A 17,819-nucleotide genomic window follows, 5' to 3' on the forward strand; every position below is an offset into this window, starting at 1 on the left:
CGTCCCAAGACAAAGGTCTCCTGTTCTCATCCGCCATCCGACAGGCCTATTAAGCATGTCTGTCGAAATGCCGTCTACCGGCCTTGCACAGCAAAAATGCTTGAACGGGGCTTTATGGCTTCCAATCGCCTAGCCCTAGCAAGTTTCTGCGGCAAGATCAGCAAAAACCCAGCAAGAATGGCAGGATTACAACAAAAAAAGCCGCCCCAACGGCGGCCGGTGAAGGCCCTTCTATTGCAAGAACGGTCCCTGCTTGTCAATCAGAGACTTCACATAACGCACGGAATTTTATGCTACCAAACAATAAATCCACAAAATTTTATAGGCCAACTACAATTCTTGCACAAAATAACTGTTACCGGAATTTCTCAACCGACCCTCTGGACATTAATCTTGTTGTGAGAGAGATGGGACTTGCCGACACGAAAGGGCTGGCCCAGCCATGCCGTTCGTGCTTCATACCTACGCATGACCAAAAAAATGTTTCACGGACTCCACCCACAAAAGATGAACAAGGATTGGGCAGGAGAAGCACGAAAAGGCAGCACCCTCGGCGAAAGCGCAAAGGAAATGGGCAACGGCAGGTAAAAGGACGTAAAGACAAGGATATTCAACACTTGGCCACAGTTTATCCACAGGCAATTAACAGTTGAATGAGGATAAATTCAAAAAGCCGTTGTCAAGCGTTTTTTGGACATTCGTTGATTCGATTAGTTGGGGAAAAGGGCTGATTTGCCCCCTCATCCAGTTGCAGCGGACTCACGGCGTATAGTAGTTTACAATTTATTAACGAATAACTATCGTGCGGCAAAATTCTAATTCACTGAAGAAGGTCAAACCTTTGGTTGTACATACACGACCAAAAGCGGCGTTGGTTTGCCTTCTGCAACAGTCTAGACGGAGGCTCAAATATGTCTTGGACTGACGAACGCGTAGAACTCTTGAAAAAGCTCTGGTCCGAAGGCCTGAGTGCAAGCCAGGTAGCGGCAGAACTTGGCGGTGTCACTCGTAATGCGGTTATCGGCAAAGTGCATCGGCTGGGCCTCTCTGGCCGCGCCAAAACAACCACAACGGCCCCACGGGCCCGTCGCCCTCGCACCCAGCAGACCAACCGTCCGGCTCGTCCGAGCACCGGCACGTCTGCACCAAGCGTTGGCGCGACGGCTCTCAAGGTCGACAGTCAGCCACAGGTTGCCCCGCAGCCCAAGGCTGAGAAGCGTCCTGAAGCAGATCCGGTTGTCGTGCCCATTTCCAAGCGCGCATCCATCCTGACTCTGACGGAAAACACCTGCAAATGGCCAATTGGCGATCCGGGCGATACCGACTTCCACTTCTGTGGTCACAAGTCCGAATCCGGCTCTCCCTATTGCAAATATCATTCTGAAATTGCCTACAACACCGGTGCCGATCGTCGCCGGTCGAAAAAGGCAAGCTGATACGGCCAACACTATTGTGGTTTCAAAAGCCGTCCTGAGCAATCAGGACGGCTTTTTGTTGGCCATGCACTCGACAAGCCCCACAGTTTGGCCAATTTTCCGGCTCAAAGCCCCTGAACCTGCCCTCATTTCGGTGAAACCTTCACTGTTGGGCAAACTTTTCAAACCCCGATATCTGGCCTCGCGACACCTGTCCCGTTCCTTGCCACAGCTACAAGGCGCTGACTTTGCTGCCCTTTTCAACAGCAGAGACTGCAAAGAAACTCTCTCCCGGCCAGCTCTGGCCGCCGCAACGGATGCCTGGCTTCGTCTGATCGATGTTTGACCTTGAAGCCTGCCACGAATAGCCCCATATTATTCACATGTCGAATGCTTGGATTGAGGTTTGACATGAGGTGTGGCGAAAAGCCTGCCGTGTCTTGGGTTGTGATACAGCCAATCGCTGATGATCACCCAGGGAAATTCACCGTGGAGCTGCTCGGCACCGAGGCCATCGCGTCGGCTCTGCATTTTGGGGGAACCAGAGCTTGCAAGGTTCAAAGTCCCTTTTGCGTGTCGCTTACGAAGAAGGACCGCCTATGTCTCGAATGTCTGCCTTTTCCAGCCCTTTTCTGCTCGGCTTCGATGAAGTCGAGCGGGTGCTTGACCGCGTCGCCAAAGGCGCCAACGAGGGCTACCCTCCCTACAATATCGAGAGACTGGACCCCACCGAGAGCAAACTGCTCGAAGGAAACGGGGGCACCGGGGATGTGCTGCGCATAACCCTCGCCGTGGCCGGCTTCACCCGCGATCAGCTTGATGTGACACTGGAAGAAAGCCAGCTTGTCATTCGCGGTCGCCAGGTGGATGATCAGAGCCGCCAGTATCTCCATCGTGGTATCGCCGCCCGCCAGTTCCAGCGCTCGTTCGTGCTGGCCGAGGGCATTGAAATTCTTGGTGCCGAACTGAAAGATGGGCTATTGTCCATTGATCTGGCTCGGCCGGAACCCGAGAAAGTCGTCCGCAAAATAGCCATCGACGTAAAAGAGTAAGCGTGTGTTCCACCCAGGTTGTCAGTCTGCCTTATCCTCCCAATTGCGGGCGATTTGACAGCCAAACATGAAAGCAGATGCCATGAATGAAGAAGAAATGTATGACGACGAGATGGAAGACGGTCTGGAATCCATCATGTTGGAACGTCGTATGGCCTATGTGCGTCAGGTGAGCATGGAAGAAGTCATGGATATGTTCCCCGAAGCGCCGGATCTTCCGCAGCATCAGGAATTGTGGGCGCTGCTGGATGTCCAGGGACAGCCGATTGCCTTGGCCGGATCAGAATCCGCCGTCAAGCTCAGCGCCATGCGTCACGACATCGAAACCGTGAGCGTCCACTAGGCATCCTTCCGTTCAGGGCCTTTTGTGGGCCCTGCTCCCAGGAAATATGATGGCTCGGTCTGAGTCTGCTTCAGACCGACGCCCTTTTATTGGCCCCGTTTTCGGGGCTTTTTCGTGTCGGCAGGCCATCAAAACAGCCCCCAGAGCACGCCGAGACCCGCAGACAGTGAAAGGCTTGTCAGGACAGACAGCTTGCGCACATGCAGGCAATAGCCGGCAATCACCGTGAGGGCAAAGAGCACCGGCTCGAAGCTTGCCCAGTGCGGCAGGGTCAGCGTCATTAGCCCCCACTGGTGTTTGCTCACATCCGCAAACAGCACATGCAGGGCGAACCAGACCGACAGATTGAGAATGACGCCGACCACGGCAGCGGTGATCGCCCGCAGGGCTTCGCGCAGAGATGGCCGTTCGCCGATCCATTCGATATAGGGCGCTCCGGCAAAGACCCAGAGGAAGCAGGGGGCAAAGGTCGCCCACAGCGTCACGCCCGCTCCGGCCAGTCCGAGCCACAGGCTGACACCACCATCAGCGCGCGCCGCAGCCAGAAAGCCGACAAACTCGGTCACCAGAATGAGTGGCCCCGGCGTTGTTTCGGCCAGCCCCAGCCCGTCGAGCATCTCGCGGGCATCCAGCCAGCCATGCAGCGACACCGCGTCCTGTGCCATATAGGCAAGCACAGCGTAGGCACCACCAAAGGTAACCGTTGCCAGTTTGGAGAAAAAAAGTCCGATTGTGCCAAAGACCGCCATGGGGGAGAGTTGCAGAACCAGCATCAACGGCACCAGCCAGATGCAAAGCCAGATTGCTATGGTCCTGACCGTCTGACCGAGCGGCACCAACAGGTCCGATTGCTGCCCTGACGCAACCAGATCGCCACGCACCACTCCGCCAGCATCTTCGCCTTGCCTGCCAAGACAGAATCCATGCCAGGCACCATAAAGGCCCGCGCAGAGGATGATCAGCGGGAACGGGGCCGAGAAAAAGAAGATCGCGATAAAGGCGAGCGCGGCAATCAGCCAGTGGGCCAAACCATCGAGCGCCTTTCTGCTGACCCGGAACAGCGCTTCCAGCACGATGACCAGCACCGCAGCCTTGATGCCCATGAACAGCGAGGCGGCAAGCGGTGCTTCCCCAAACAGGGCATAGGCACCAGAGAGCAGCAACACGACCAGCGCGCCGGGCAGCACAAAGGCCAGACCTGCGACGAGCCCACCCACCACTCCGTGCAGGCGCCAACCGGCATAGGTGGCCAGCTGCATCGCCTCGGGGCCGGGCAGCATCATGCAGAAGGAAAGGGCATTGAGGAACTGACGCTCCGAAAGCCAGCCCTTTTCATCGACGATCATCCGGTGCATCAGGGCAATCTGGGCCGCCGGTCCACCAAATGACAGCACACCAATGCGCCACCAGACGGCTGAGGCCTCGCCAAGTGTCGGCTGTAAAGGGGGTCCCTTTGGCCCATCTGCTCGGATGTCTGCTTCCATCATCTCTTTTTCTCAATGCCAACCGCAGTCAGGCCACCCCCTGCAGAGTCCTTTGCGAGGGGGCTCCGTCTGTCGCAGGGCAGCGAAACAGCCTTATTGCGTGTCGAACTTGACAGGCAGATTACAGAATGCAGCAAAAATGAGGGATCGGGCAGATTTTTTGCGGATCAGGCCATGAGGTCAGGCTGCGTCGGATTCCGGCAGATGGCAGAGAACGGCACGAATGGCATCACCATCCGTCGCAGAGCGCAGCTTTTTCAAGGTGTCCTCATTGCGCAGAACGCGGGCAATGCGGGCCAGTGCCTTGAGATGATCAGCGCCAGCGCCTTCAGGAGCCAGCAGCAGAAAGACAATATCGACAGGCTTGTCGTCCATGGCATCGAAATTCACAGGCTTGTCCAGGAGCGCGAAGATGCCATAGATCTTCTCCAGCTCTTCCAGCTTGCCGTGCGGAATCGCAACGCCCTGCCCGACGCCGGTGGAGCCCAGCCGTTCACGCTGCAACAGTTTTTCGAAAATCTGACGCTGTGGTAGCCCGGTCAGTTTGGCCGCGCGCTCCGACAACTCCTGAATTACCTGCTTTTTGCTGCTCGCCTTGAGCAGCGGGACGATCGCTTCAGGAGCGAGTAGATCGTTCAGTTCCATGAAACTCTCATGTATCGAGTATCTTGCTTTAAGGTCCGGTCAAAGCAGGATACCCCGGTTTCTTGAAATGATCAAAGCCTTCAGGAGGTCTCACCTGAAGGCCATTTGATCTTGAGCGAACACCAACGGCCGTGTGCCTGGTTGGCTAAAGCGCACCCCGATCAACCGGAATTCCAATTGTTGGGGCGCGCCCTCGTTATGCTTTGATGGTTTCACGAACCATCAGTCTTTTGTGGCGTTCCTAAGTGCTTACTTGTCAGCCAGGGAAGGGCTTACCCATCCGATGTGGCCGTCCTTGCGTTTGTAAACAACGTTGACAGCATCATCACCGGCATTGCGGAAGACCACGACAGGTTCGTCAGTCAGATCGAGAGCAACCACAGCGTCGCCAACCGTCATGGTACGGAGGGGTTTGCTGGTGCTTTCGGCGATAACGACCGGCGTGAAATCTTCGGGCACTTCTTCCTGAACTGCAGGGTTCTGCAGCACGCCATACGCGATCTCGATGCCCTCAGGGCTCTCGTGGAAATCATTGCGATGGCTTTTCAGGCGTCTTTTATAGCGACGCAAGCGCTTGTCGATATGCTCAACAGCATTGTCAAAGCTCTTCTGAGCGTCAACATCAGAGCCGCTAGCTTGCATCACCATCCCGGTATCGAGATGAATCACAAGGTCACTCTTGAAGCCGATGCCTTCCTTTTCCAAAGTCATCTGGCCACCGAAGCCACCATCGAAATATTTCTCGACTGCTTCAGCAACACGATCCTCTGCATAGGCGCGAAGTGAATCGCCAACATCAACTTGTTTGCCTGATACTCGAAGCGTCATGGAACCCCCTATCAATTATGGGCCTATAGAATGACCGACTTTAAGTCTTTCTCTTTTAATGACGTTCGCAAATGTGGCCTGAAGATGTGGCCTCGATCTGCGCGTATCATCAACACATCGAAAGCCCGGTCGGCCATACGCATGGAGTCATCCCACGGACCGCATCGACGTCTGCACGGGCCGCGCACAAATAGGCGCTTCGGTTGCAAATGTCAATGTTATGGGACAGTCTCTTATGCATGCTATCAGTGTGCCAAAATTAATGGGCTTTGACCAGCAGACTTGACAGGAATGGACTGGAAACACGCATCTTTACGTATTTATCCACTGTCCAATGGGCGATAGAACGATGCACCATTCATCGACACAAATATTTAATTATGTTTCGCAAGAGAAAATAAATTTGAAATAATATTTCAATTCAAAACGGCACTCGACCGAGGCCTGCAAACGACCACCACTTCTCCCAGCTCAGCCAATGAGAAGACGTCTGCTCGGATGTGGTGGAATGATGGCAACAACAGACGCCGCCAGAGCGCGTAGGTTATACCCGCCTTTTTTCGGGCGTTCGGCAGGAAGACGCCCCAGCACACAGTCGATTTATGCCCTCTGTCAACCGCTTCCGGCTAGCCGCGGGCGGCCTTCTTTTCCCGTCTGCGCTGGACAGACGAAGGGATGTGCATGGCCTCGCGATATTTGGCGACGGTGCGGCGGGCGATGTCTATGCCCGAATCCCGCAGCAGCTTGACCAGCGCGTCATCGGACAGAACGTCCTTCGCGGTTTCCCCATCGATCGCCTGTCGGATGCGGTGCTTGACGGCCTCGGCGGAATGACTGTCGCCACCGCCGGTGGCCGAAATCGCCGAGGTGAAGAAGTATTTCATCTCGAAGGTGCCACGATTGGTGGCGATGTATTTGTTGGACGTCACCCGACTCACAGTACTTTCGTGCATCTGGATGGCATCGGCAATGGTGCGCAGATTGAGCGGCTTGAGATGCGTGACGCCATAGGCGAAGAAGGCATCCTGCTGTTTGACGATTTCAGTTGCCACCTTGAGGATGGTCTGGGCTCGCTGATCAAGGCTTTTGACCAGCCAGTTGGCGCTCTGCAGGCAATCGACCAGAAATTCCTTTTCCTTCTTGCCGGAGGCCGTTTCGTTGATCTGGGCATAGTAGCTGCGATTGACGAGAACGCGCGGCAAGGTTTCGCTGTTGAGCTCCAGACGCCAGCCACCATCGGAGGCTTGCCGGACGAACACATCCGGCACCACGGGCTGCACGGTCAGATGGCCAAAGGCACTGCCCGGTCGCGGGTTGAGCGCCCGGATCTCGTTGATCATGTCGGCAAGGTCGTCTTCATCAACGGCGCAGAGCTTGCGCAGCTGGATGAAATCACGTTTGGCCAGCAGCTCCAGATTGTCGAGCAACACGGCAATGGCAGGATCGTAGCGGTTGAGGTCCTTTAGCTGCAGCGCCAGACATTCCGACAGGGTGCGCGCAAACACGCCCGAGGGCTCGAACCCCTGCAGGATTTCAAGCACTCCGGCCACCTCGGCTTCCTCCACCCCCAAACGGTTGGCAACCATCGCCAGATCGGTCTGCAGATAGCCGAATTCATCCAGCTCGTTGATCAGAAACTGACCAATGATCCGCTTGCGTTCGTCCAGAATCGCCGTCATCAGCTGCTGTTCGAGATGATCGGACAGGGAAATCTCTCCCGCCAGAACTGCTTCCAGATCATAGTCGGGATTGGCCCCGCCATCGCGCATCGGCGTCGACATCCAGGGATCGTTGAGACTTGGACCAGCCTGCTCGGTCTGGCCGTTGTCATCGGGAAACACATTGTCCAGACGCGCATCAAGATCGTTGGAGATCGCGTCCATCTGTTCGGGACGCTCGCCGGAAAACTGCTCAGAAAGATCGGGGCCGGACGCACCATCGCCATAGTCGTCCTGAGCTGAGGTCTCGGCATCCCCTGCCCGCTCGCTATTCCGCTCTGTTGGTGGCTCGGACTCAAGTCCCTCACGGTCTGCTGCTTCGGCAGGCGAGGCATCGCCAGCATAATCCTCGGTCACGGCTTCCAGAAGCGGATTGCTCTCCAGCTCCTGCTGGACATAGGCGACAAGGTCGAGATTGGACATCTGCAACAACTGGATGGCCTGCATCAGTTGCGGCGTCATCACCAGAGATTGGCTCTGGCGCATGTCCAGTCTGGGTGTCAAAGCCATGTGATCGTCTGTCCTTACCTCTGCCGCACCTGCCAGCAGAGTGTCTGCGGCAAGTTCCATCCCAGTTCACGTCGGGTTTCAGATATGAGCATTTCGCCAACAGACCGGCTGCACACTCCTGAAACACTTCACCACACCCACCAAACCCGGACGCATCACCCAAAGGTTTCTGCGCCTGTTACCATTTTCTTAGCCCAAACAGGCCAAGTTGGTACAAGTTTTGCTTGTTAGATATAGCAGGAATGCGCCCACTTGCACAATTCAATTCTGCTATTTGATATAAAACGAATATTTATCAAAAGCTTATCCTCAGAATTGTGCCGTCTGACCAGAATCTGATCATTTCTCTTCTGTCTTTTCGACAGGCATTGATCAATTATTTGGCATTTTTCGAAAACTGCAAGCCTCAAATGGTCTTTGCGCCCAAATCTGACGCGCTTTTCCGTAATTTCACGGATTAATGGAGCAATTCCGGCCCAATCCAGCCTGTTACATCGAGAAGCTTTCGCCCAGATAGAGCCTGCGCACGTCCGGGTTGGCGATGATTTCGCCAGGTGTTCCGTTGGTCAGAACATTGCCGGAGTGGATGATATAGGCCCGATCGATCAAGCTGAGGGTTTCACGCACATTGTGGTCGGTGATCAAAACGCCGATGCCACGCGCCGTCAGATGGCGCACCAGCTGCTGGATGTCACCCACGGCAATCGGGTCAACACCGGCGAAAGGCTCGTCAAGCAGCATGAAGGAGGGCCGGGACGCCAGCGCGCGGGCGATTTCAAGGCGCCGCCGCTCACCACCAGACAGGGCGATGGCCATGGACTTGCGCAAATGGGTGATGGAGAACTCCTCCAGCAGCTCATCAAGCTGCTCCTTGCGCTTCTTGCGATTTGGCTCGACCAGTTCCAACACGGCCATGATGTTCTGTTCGACATTCAGACCGCGAAAAATCGAAGCTTCCTGCGGTAGATAGCCGATGCCAAGGCGAGCGCGGCGGTACATAGGCATCTTGGTGATGTCAAAGCCATCCAGCGAAATGTAGCCCTTGTCCGGGCGAACAAGCCCAGTGATCATGTAGAATACGGTGGTCTTGCCCGCGCCGTTCGGCCCAAGAAGTCCAACGGCCTCGCCGCGCTTCACGGCCAGTGAGGCAGATGTGACCACCGTCCGCTTCTTGTAGCTCTTGCCGATATCATGCACGACCATCCAGCCCATGCCATCCTGTTCGAGTGGATCGAACGGATCTTGCGGGGCGTCGGTCTCCGAAACAGAGAGGGGATGATCTAGTTGCTGCATATGCGGGTGTGCACCTGATTATTGATAGCCACCATCTGGCAATTGTTGTCTTTACAGCCCGTTCGGTTTGCACCGCCACCTTCCCGGGCCAGTATGTGGCGATCTGCGCGCTACCCTAGCCCGGTTCCGGGATAGTTCAGGCGTCAGCTCAGGGTCATTCGGCGCTGCTTTCAAGCTGCAGCCAGAGGATACCAGACCATATCGGCCCATTGGCTCCGGATTTCACACCAATGAAGCGAGGATTTTCCACGAATTGCTCATAAATGCAATTGGCATGATTGTCGAGTTCCTTTGCCTTTGGCGGCTAGTTTTTCGGCTTGCGGTTTGGGATAAACAACCCCTGAACGCGCCCAGACTTGCCATTGGAGCCACTTGATGCGCCCGAGGATGCCAATTGAGCCGCACCGGAACGCATGTTGATCGTCAGCTTCGATCCCCTCAGCACGTTCTTGCCTTGAGTTAGAACCACGTTGCCGCTGAGGATAATGATTTCACTGGCCATATCAACCGAAGCCGCGCTGCCCGTGGCCTTCTGATCCTTCTGACTGACGGTCACGCCACCTTGCGCTTCCAGCCGGGTAATGGATTGCGCCGTACCGGCTCCCCCCCCTGCATAATGAATGGTCAGGGTTGCGGTCTGCAGGGTGGTTTCTCCCTGTTTTGCCCGCACACTGCCCTTGAAGACAGCGATCTTGTCCTTGTCGAAGATATCGAGCTGGTCGGCCTCGATTTCAATGGGCGCATCAGGATTGGTGCGCAGCCCGGAGGCAACATCGGCCATGCCCTGCGCCATCGCCGGCCTTGGGGCGATCAGCGTGAGGCCGGAGGCAAACACACAGACCAGCAAGGCTATCATTGCCAGAAAGCCCCAAGGCCTGACCAACAGACGGGCCATTCTAAGGGCAAAATCATCAAGTGACCTCAGATTGATCGAGATCGGCATCATGGCGTTTCTTCCTGTTGCGGGGTCTTTTCACCCTGTTGGGCATTCTGCTGTTGGGCATTCTGGCCTTGCGCGGGTTCTTTTTGAATCGGGTTCTTGTTCAGCAGAGCAGCATCAATATTGAGGCGCACATTGCCGCTGAAACGGAACTGCTCCCCGTTGTTGATCGCTTCCAGCTGGTTCGATGAAAGCCGGATGTCGCGGGAGGTGATGGTCACCGGGCTGATCGTCTTCATGTAGCCCTTGGGCATGTCGACCGCAACCTCGTCGGTGTCGAGCTTGTAGCCGAGGGACGAATCCACCTTCACGCTGCCATTGAGGCCCAGCGTCTCTTCCTTCTGGTTGAACACCCCAGTCTCGGCATTGATGGTAACCCACTGCTGCTTTTCGTCGGTAATCCGGGCCTGAACGGCCGTGAGATTGATGACATTGGGGGTTTCCACCTTCTGGATCGCCTCGTTGGCTGTCACTTCATAGGCGCGTCCGTCCCGGAAGCCATTGAGGTTCGGGTTCTGCATCACCAGCTCATCCTGCTTGAAGCCGCCCTCTTCGATCTGCACCTGCAGCGGTGCTTCGGTGGGCGTGTTGCGACTGACCCAGCCGATGAACCCGGCAACAATGGCCAGCGTGATGACCGGCAAGCTCCATTTGAGAACCGTCACACGCCTTGAGTGACGGTGGGCCAGGCGGAAGGCTCGTTTCTGCTCCTGCGAGGAGATGATCCGGGTGTTATGCCGCATTCTTTCTGTGCCATCGGATAGCGCATCCTCAGCCGCCCCGGCGGGTGGAGAGTGAAACTGATCCTGTGGTGTCCGGTCTTCCATCGTCCATCGTCCAATCACGTCAGGCGTGATGCTGCTAGTGCGGCCTCTGGCTCAACGACTGATCCGACATTTCGGCTCCACCGCGATCCGGGCATGCATTTTCTACAAAGGAAAAAGGCGAAATTAAGCACGAAGGCCCCTTCCCCGTCTGTCATGACATTCTTGTGAAAAGCCCGTCATGCAAGCAGCATGGCAGGCTTGTCAAAAGAACGAAGGGAGCGCACGCGGATGGCTTCCGGCGGCTCCCCTTCTGCGGGCGTCGGGCAGACACAGAACCTGCCTGCCGCCCCTGCGTTTCAGTCCCGTTGCCGGTTTCAGCTATGGGCGAAGATGTCAGTTTCTTCCCAACCGGCCAGATCGAGCTTTGCCCGCGTCGGCAGGAAGTCGAAACAGGACTGGGCAATTTCCTTGCGCCCTTCCCGCGACAGGCGAGCCCGGAAAATGCCCATCAGGCCATGCAGATGCAGGACATCGGTTGCCGCATATTTCTTCTGCGCCTCGCTGAGCATGTCTGCTCCCCAGTCCGAGCTCTGCTGCTGCTTTGAAATATCGACATCGAGAAACTCGCGGCAGACATCCTTGAGGCCATGACGGTCGGTATAGGTGCGCGTCAGCTTGGAGGCGATCTTGGTGCAGAATACCGGCTCCGGCATCACACCGAAGGTGTGGTAGAGCACTGCGATGTCAAAACGGGCGTAGTGGAAGATCTTGGTGATCTTGTCATTGCCCAGCAGGGTGCAGAGATTGGGGGCCTCGGTCTGGCCTTTTGCGATCTGAACGAGATCGGCGCTGCCATCGCCGGGCGACAGCTGGACCAGACAGAGCCTGTCCCTGTGCGGGTGAAGCCCCATTGTCTCGGTATCGATAGCCACTGCGGAGATGTTGTCATAGTGATTGAGATTGGGGAGATCTCCCTGATGCAGTCTGATGGTCATCGATCAAAAACTTCCTGGATATTTGGGGGAACCAATGAATCTGGTTCGCAGAACTGGAAATGAAAAGCGATTTCTTGCGAATATCTGCCAGTGATCGAAGCAGCATAGATTGTTCGTTTCCTCGCTTCAAGACTTGCGATGGAATTCGCACACGCATCCGGTCTTTGCCGCGCGCTTACTCACATAAGGGCTAACAAGGGCTTACCGTGGCTTACCTGCCGGGCGGCGCGTGTTCAGGCAGTTTTGCCAAACCGCTTCCTTCTCGTCATCCCTGACCGGAATGCGTGCATCTGACGGGTGAGCGCGCGGACCTTGGTTTACCGATCCACATTTAACTTGAATAATTTATTCAATAATTAAATTGCCCGCTCAGGACAATTAAGGTATTCTACTTATTCGCTCAAAACCCCAGAAAACGGGCCATCGTGCATTCTAATTGCTGCCAGCGGCAGCTCTTGTTGGAGAAGAAAAATTCATGCCATCCACTCCGGAACCGGGAAACATTACGAAGAGTTAAATATGAATCTTTTATTCATGAATTAGTATCCACTGCGGACCCGGACCCTGGACTAGAACAATAATTGAAACTAGGCGTGGATGCGGATGACAAAGAACCTCACTCCCGAAATCAAGAGAATCAACTACCGTGGCAAGCATTTGACACAGATGCTGTTGGCTGGCTTTGCTGTGTTTGCCAGTGCTCAGCCAATCCTGGCGCAAGAGGCTAGGTCCTCGCAAAATGGTGCTTCAGATGAGGAGGATTACTACGCAACTCTCATCAATCTGGATGCAATAACCGTTTTTGGAACAAGGCAAACGAGCCAGCTCACGGACATTGCCAAGAATATTACGGTCGTCACCGGTGATGAGCTGGATGACCAGTTCATCGGCGATATGGGGCAGCTGACGCGCTACACCCCCGGCGTGTTTGCAAACCGGCAAACCACATCGACAGATCCCTTTGACAGCTTTGGTGGTTTTACCATTCGAGGTGTCGGAGGGAACCGTGTCCAGATGCTCGTTGATGGCACCCGTGTCCCCGAGCGGATCACGGACGGCACCAGGGATTATCTGGACTTCAACTTTACCAAACAGGTCGACATCGTCCATGGCCCGGGATCGGTGCTTTGGGGCGCCGATGCTCTGGGGGGCATTGTTGCCATGGAGACGATCGATCCTGAAGACATTCTGTCCGATGGGAAAGAGAAGGGCGGAGAGCTTGAGTTGAGCTACGACAGCTTCGACAACAGGTTCAACAATTCCGGCACCTACGCACAGCGGATCAACGACAGCTTCAGCCTGCTTGCTGGCCTGTCCTACACGCATGCAAATGAGCCTGAGCTGTCCAACGCCCGCGCCGACGGCGGGGCCTATGGCTGCACCCGCAACATCGGTAGCGGCGCAACGCCGTGCAATGAACTCAATCCAACCGGCAAGAATACCTATCGCGGTCTGGTGAAAGCCGTTGTTACACCCAACGAGGACAGCCGTTTTGAAATCGCTGCCGACTATATGCGGCGACGGGTTGGGGTTGATTTCAACTCCATTCTGGGCATGCAATATTCAACGATGACGGGCTTGCCGACCGGTGAGGTTGTCGATGGCTACAAACGGGATCTCGACCTGTACCGGGGCCGATTTGCCATTGAGCATGACCTGACTCTCGACAACAGATTTGTCGACGACATCAAATGGTCGCTCGCCTATTCCCCGAACGGCTATGAGCGCACCGGCACAAAAGAGCTTGTCAATACGCTCGGTGAGAATGTCAGAGAAGAGGATACGCTCAAGCTCAGCGAGGACTTCTTCGAATTCGACATGCAGATGACCTCTCGCGTCGATAGAGGGGCGCTTGGGCATACAATCACATGGGGCTTTGATGGCGACAGAACCCTGACGGACTATGAGCGCAAGGACGTGACCCACAATCTGACGACCGGCACACGCACCGAAGAAAGAGGTGGCGGGTTCAATTTCGCCAACGCAACCACCACGCGGGCGGATCTGTATGTTCAGGATCAGATTTCCATGTTCGACAATCGCTTCGAGGTGACGCCGGGCATGCGCTTTGCGCACTACAATCTGGATCCGCGTGCGGACTCGGATTACGAGATCATTGCCGGAGCCGAACCTCGGAAAGTGTCATCGAACAAGATGGTTTATTCGCTGGGAGCGAAATACAAACTCACCGATCAGTATTCCATTTATGGTGCTTTCAATCAGGGCTTCAAGATGCCAACAGCACAGCAGCTCTACACCTCAAGAAGCTATGGCTTTTACAATCTGATCCCGGCACCGAATTTGCAGCCTGAAAAAGTCAATACCTATGAATTGGGCCTGCGCGGGCACTATGCAAAGGGCAATTTCTCGCTTACCGGCTTCTATTCGGAATATGATGGCTTCATCCAGTCATTCTATAACCCGCCCGGAACTTCGGATTACACCTATCGCAATCTGTCCTCTGTCACCCTTTACGGGATCGAGTTTGCTGGCTCCTGGCAGGTTATGGACAACCTGCGGGCAGACGCTTCCCTCGCCTGGCAATATGGGACGCAGAAGGCAACCGCGACGTCGGCCTCGGTTCCACACACGACGCCACCGCTGAAAGCCGTCATGGGACTGAACTACCAGTTGCCCAACTACGATCTGTCGCTCGATGCTGTCGCCACGCTTGCCAGCAGCGTGACACGAACGGAAAGCGACGATGATTTCCGTCCCGGCGGCTATGCGCTTCTGGATGTCTTCGGCAAATGGCAGCCCAAGGAGAGCCTTGAGCTTCGCTTTGGCGTGAAGAACATCTTTGACCGCCGATATTTCGAGGATGCGGCGTCCTCTTATGGCGCAACCGCCAGCACGGCGGTTGCTTTCTCAAATCCCCTTGAATTGCAGACCGGGGCTGGCCGAACCTTTCAGGCGAGCTTGAAATACAAGTTCTGATTCCAAACCACAGCAAGATCAAACGCCTTCGGCATCTGTCCTCACGAAGAGGCCAGATGTCGAAACCGTTCTGCGTTCATACCGGGTCGAGGGTTCGACACACCCTGCCTGCCTTTTTCACCTGACGATGGTTCTTCCATCTCAAAGGCCACTTCTGATGTCCACTTTCAAGAAACTGCAACGCTCCATTCGTGAGATATACAGAATAACGCGTCTGGCAACGGGAGGTCCCGGTTGGGCCAAAGGTGCCGGGCTGTATATCTTCATTCTGGCTGCAAGCCTCACTCAAATATACATATCAACTCTATTCATTGACTGGAACAAGGACTTCTATGATGCCCTTCAGAGCGTCGACATTGCCGAGACACTCAAGCAGACATGGGTGTTTCTGGCACTGACGGCAGTAAGCGCTGGCCTCTATCTTTGCAGCGAATATGTCCGCAAGATCGTCCTCATCCTCTGGCGCCAGCGGTTGAATGACGTGGTGGTCGACGCCTGGCTTGGTGACAAGACCTACTGGCATTTGCAGCCGGGCATGACGGATCCGGGGATCGATAACCCGGACCAACGGATCGCTGAAGACTGCCAGCAATTCATCAAGCGCCTGCTTGAACATACGGTCGATCTTGTCACAAGGGTCGTCGGCCTCTTCACCTATCTGACCATCCTGTGGTCTCTGGCATCCTTCACGCTCCGCTTCTCGCTTCTCGGAGCAGACATCGCCATTCCCTATTATCTCGTCTGGCTTGCGTTTATCTATGTGTTCGGCTCAAGCCTTCTGACCCACTGGCTGGGCGCGCCTCTGAAGGGCCTGTTATTCACCCAGCAAAAGCGGGAAGCGGACTATCGCTTTTCCCTGACGCGGATCCGGGACTGGTCCGACAGCATCGCCATGTCCAGCGGCGAGGCGGCAGAGCGACGCCTCCTGGATCAGCGGTTTGATGGCATCGTCACAAACTGGCGAAAGGTCGTCAAACGGGAGTTCATTCTGGGGTGTTTTCGCCGCCCCTATTTTCAGACGGTCTTGCAAGTGCCGCTTTTCTTCGCGTTGCCCATCTATCTGGCTGGCGGCGTCACCTTTGGCGGATTGATGCAGGTGCGTTCGGCCTTCTCGCGCGTGGTCAACTCGCTCTCATGGTTCATCTTCGAATACCCAAATCTGGCCGATTGGGTTGCGACGACCAACCGCCTGACAGGCTTTCTCGACACCGCGGAGCGTGTGAAGACGAACAAGACCGGGATTGTCACCGTTGAGACCGAGCAGGACGCCCTTGTCGTTGAAGGCTTGCACATCACGACGCCGGAGGGCAAGAGACTGGCTTTGCCGTCCGACTTCTCCATTCGCAAGGGGGAGCATATCTGGCTCAAAGGCCCGTCAGGTAGCGGCAAGACAACCCTGCTCAAGGCCTTAGCCGGGTTATGGACGTTTGGCGAGGGCAAGATATCGAAGCCTGCAAACTGGTCTGCGTTCTTTGTGTCGCAGGATCCCTATTTTCCGCTGAGCGGGCTCCTTGGCGCTGCAACCTATCCAGGCAGGCCGGATCAGGTTGACATGCAGGAGATTGCCAGCGGCATGCAGTCCGTCGGCCTTGCCCATCGTAGCCACGGATTGGAACAGGAAACCGATGATGTTGTCGGCGGACTGTCGGGCGGAGAAAAGCAGCGACTGGTGTTCCTCAGAATGCTGATTGCAAGGCCTGACTGGATTTTTCTTGATGAAGCAACCAGCGCGCTTGATCGTGAGGCCGAAGCTGAGCTGATTGACCTGCTGGTCCGATATCTACCAAACGCGACCATCGTTTTTGTCTCTCATCGCCCCCCTCCTCATGGGAGCGGATGGCGAGCGTTCGATGTCGGCAAATCAAACACCATATCCAGACTTGAGGAGAATAATGAATGAGCGGCTTTCACCCCTCTGCCCCCTATACCGACATCAACGACTTGCCGGATGGAGAGATCGTCCATCTGGCCACCGGCATCGCATTGGAGTTCGACAAGCTCGTCGACGCAGTTGAGCACAATCAGGTGCTCTATCTTGGCGAAAATCACGATAACCACGCCGCCCACGAGGTCCAGCTCAGGCTCATTCGCGCACTTTTCGAAAAGCGCAAAGGCCGCATCGCCATCGGCATGGAGATGTTTCGCAGTGATGTGCAGGAACCGTTAAATGGCCTCACGGACGGGAGCCTATCTTGCGAGCAGTTCAATCAGCTCTTCGATGCTCAATGGAGCTGGCGGCCAGCTTATCAGGCCATTCTGGATTTCATCCATCAGAACAGGCTGCCGCTGATCGGCCTCAAACCCACCAAAGTGGTGGAAGATGTTGTACGGGAGGGAGGGCGCGATGGGAACACCCCAGAGCTGGATTTGGCCGATGCGCATCACAGGCCGCATTATTTGCCAAGGTTTGAGAATAATTCCCACCCTGAAAGAGCGGAAAGAAGCTATCGCATCATGACCTTGTGGGATGAAACCATGGCAGATAACGTCGCGCGCTTCATTTCGGATCCCGCGAACAGGGACACGATGATGATCACGATTGCGGGCAGCGGGCACATCAATTACGGTTTTGGCATTCCCAAGCGAACCTTCAGGCGGTTTCAGCACAGTTACACCACGCTCCTGCCTTTGGCCGGACATGACACAGAACACGCCGCCAATCTTCCAATCGCCGACTATGTCTGGAAGGTGCCCTATGTGGTGAAGGAGTGACACTGCCGACATTCTGCCTCCGGGCAGAAGGTGAGAGAACTTGATCCGCCGCCGCATTATCATGACAATTGCCCTTTCCGTTCATGCATTGCCCGGCAGGCGATGCCAGCATCGCTGAGAGGGGATGGCCTGATGCCGTGTAGACGCAAGATCTTCTGATAATCATGAGAGCAATATTGG

General features: G+C 55.5%; 14 protein-coding genes. 6 read left to right on the top strand and 8 right to left on the bottom strand.

Annotation, left to right across the window (positions count from 1 at the left end; translation table 11 throughout):
• Positions 1-911: 911 nt before the first annotated feature.
• The 3 genes from DSL70_RS07515 to DSL70_RS07530 all read left to right on the top strand — a co-directional run bounded on the left by DSL70_RS07515 (position 912) and on the right by DSL70_RS07530 (position 2,810).
• Positions 912-1,436: a GcrA family cell cycle regulator gene (locus tag DSL70_RS07515; RefSeq protein WP_119307235.1), complete on the top strand. Its 525-nt coding sequence runs from the start codon at positions 912-914 to the stop codon at positions 1,434-1,436.
• Positions 1,437-2,014: 578 nt separating this feature from the next.
• A complete protein-coding gene (locus tag DSL70_RS07525) occupies positions 2,015-2,467 on the top strand; it encodes an Hsp20 family protein (protein ID WP_119307237.1) in 453 nt (150 codons plus the stop codon).
• Between the two features lie 82 nt (positions 2,468-2,549).
• Positions 2,550-2,810, top strand: coding sequence for a DUF1150 family protein (locus DSL70_RS07530; RefSeq protein ID WP_162916435.1), 261 nt, complete (start codon positions 2,550-2,552; stop codon positions 2,808-2,810).
• A 128-nt stretch (positions 2,811-2,938) separates the two neighbouring features.
• Here the strand turns inward: DSL70_RS07530 and chrA are convergent, their stop codons facing one another.
• The 8 genes from chrA to DSL70_RS07570 form a co-directional block, all read right to left on the bottom strand.
• Positions 2,939-4,297 (bottom strand): chromate efflux transporter, encoded by a 1,359-nt coding sequence (gene chrA, locus DSL70_RS07535; RefSeq protein WP_245418118.1) that lies wholly within the window; start codon positions 4,295-4,297, stop codon positions 2,939-2,941.
• Positions 4,298-4,474: 177 nt separating this feature from the next.
• The gene (gene ptsN / locus DSL70_RS07540; RefSeq protein WP_119307239.1) at positions 4,475-4,939 is read right to left on the bottom strand and encodes a PTS IIA-like nitrogen regulatory protein PtsN; all 465 of its coding nucleotides are present in this window, start codon (positions 4,937-4,939) and stop codon (positions 4,475-4,477) included.
• A gap of 249 nt (positions 4,940-5,188) precedes the next feature.
• Positions 5,189-5,767: a ribosome hibernation-promoting factor, HPF/YfiA family gene (hpf, locus tag DSL70_RS07545; RefSeq protein ID WP_119307240.1), complete on the bottom strand. Its 579-nt coding sequence runs from the start codon at positions 5,765-5,767 to the stop codon at positions 5,189-5,191.
• A gap of 626 nt (positions 5,768-6,393) precedes the next feature.
• Entirely contained in the window at positions 6,394-7,995 is a 1,602-nt protein-coding gene (rpoN, locus tag DSL70_RS07550; protein ID WP_119307341.1) for an RNA polymerase factor sigma-54, read from the bottom strand.
• 489 nt (positions 7,996-8,484) lie between these two features.
• Entirely contained in the window at positions 8,485-9,207 is a 723-nt protein-coding gene (gene lptB, locus DSL70_RS07555; RefSeq protein ID WP_245418131.1) for an LPS export ABC transporter ATP-binding protein, read from the bottom strand.
• A gap of 385 nt (positions 9,208-9,592) precedes the next feature.
• Positions 9,593-10,234, bottom strand: coding sequence for an LptA/OstA family protein (locus tag DSL70_RS07560; RefSeq protein WP_119307242.1), 642 nt, complete (start codon positions 10,232-10,234; stop codon positions 9,593-9,595).
• Complete coding sequence (gene lptC, locus DSL70_RS07565; RefSeq protein ID WP_119307243.1) at positions 10,231-11,055, bottom strand: LPS export ABC transporter periplasmic protein LptC; 825 nt, start codon at positions 11,053-11,055, stop codon at positions 10,231-10,233. The genes DSL70_RS07560 and lptC overlap by 4 nt, the downstream gene beginning before the upstream one ends.
• 314 nt (positions 11,056-11,369) lie before the next feature.
• Positions 11,370-11,990, bottom strand: coding sequence for a ribonuclease D (locus DSL70_RS07570; protein ID WP_119307244.1), 621 nt, complete (start codon positions 11,988-11,990; stop codon positions 11,370-11,372).
• A 603-nt stretch (positions 11,991-12,593) separates the two neighbouring features.
• Between DSL70_RS07570 and DSL70_RS07575 the strand changes: the two genes are divergently transcribed.
• The 3 genes from DSL70_RS07575 to DSL70_RS07585 all read left to right on the top strand — a co-directional run bounded on the left by DSL70_RS07575 (position 12,594) and on the right by DSL70_RS07585 (position 17,639).
• Entirely contained in the window at positions 12,594-14,927 is a 2,334-nt protein-coding gene (locus DSL70_RS07575; protein ID WP_162916436.1) for a TonB-dependent hemoglobin/transferrin/lactoferrin family receptor, read from the top strand.
• 157 nt (positions 14,928-15,084) lie between these two features.
• The gene (locus DSL70_RS07580) at positions 15,085-16,827 is read left to right on the top strand and encodes an ABC transporter ATP-binding protein/permease (RefSeq protein ID WP_162916437.1); all 1,743 of its coding nucleotides are present in this window, start codon (positions 15,085-15,087) and stop codon (positions 16,825-16,827) included.
• Positions 16,824-17,639, top strand: a complete 816-nt coding sequence (locus tag DSL70_RS07585; RefSeq protein WP_119307247.1) for a ChaN family lipoprotein — start codon at positions 16,824-16,826, stop codon at positions 17,637-17,639. Before DSL70_RS07580 ends, DSL70_RS07585 begins: the two co-directional genes overlap by 4 nt.
• The last annotated feature ends 180 nt before the right edge of the window (positions 17,640-17,819 follow it).

The sequence above is a fragment of the Cohaesibacter haloalkalitolerans genome, from assembly GCF_003574655.1.
In the GTDB taxonomy this organism is placed as follows: Bacteria; Pseudomonadota; Alphaproteobacteria; order Rhizobiales; family Cohaesibacteraceae; genus Cohaesibacter; species Cohaesibacter haloalkalitolerans.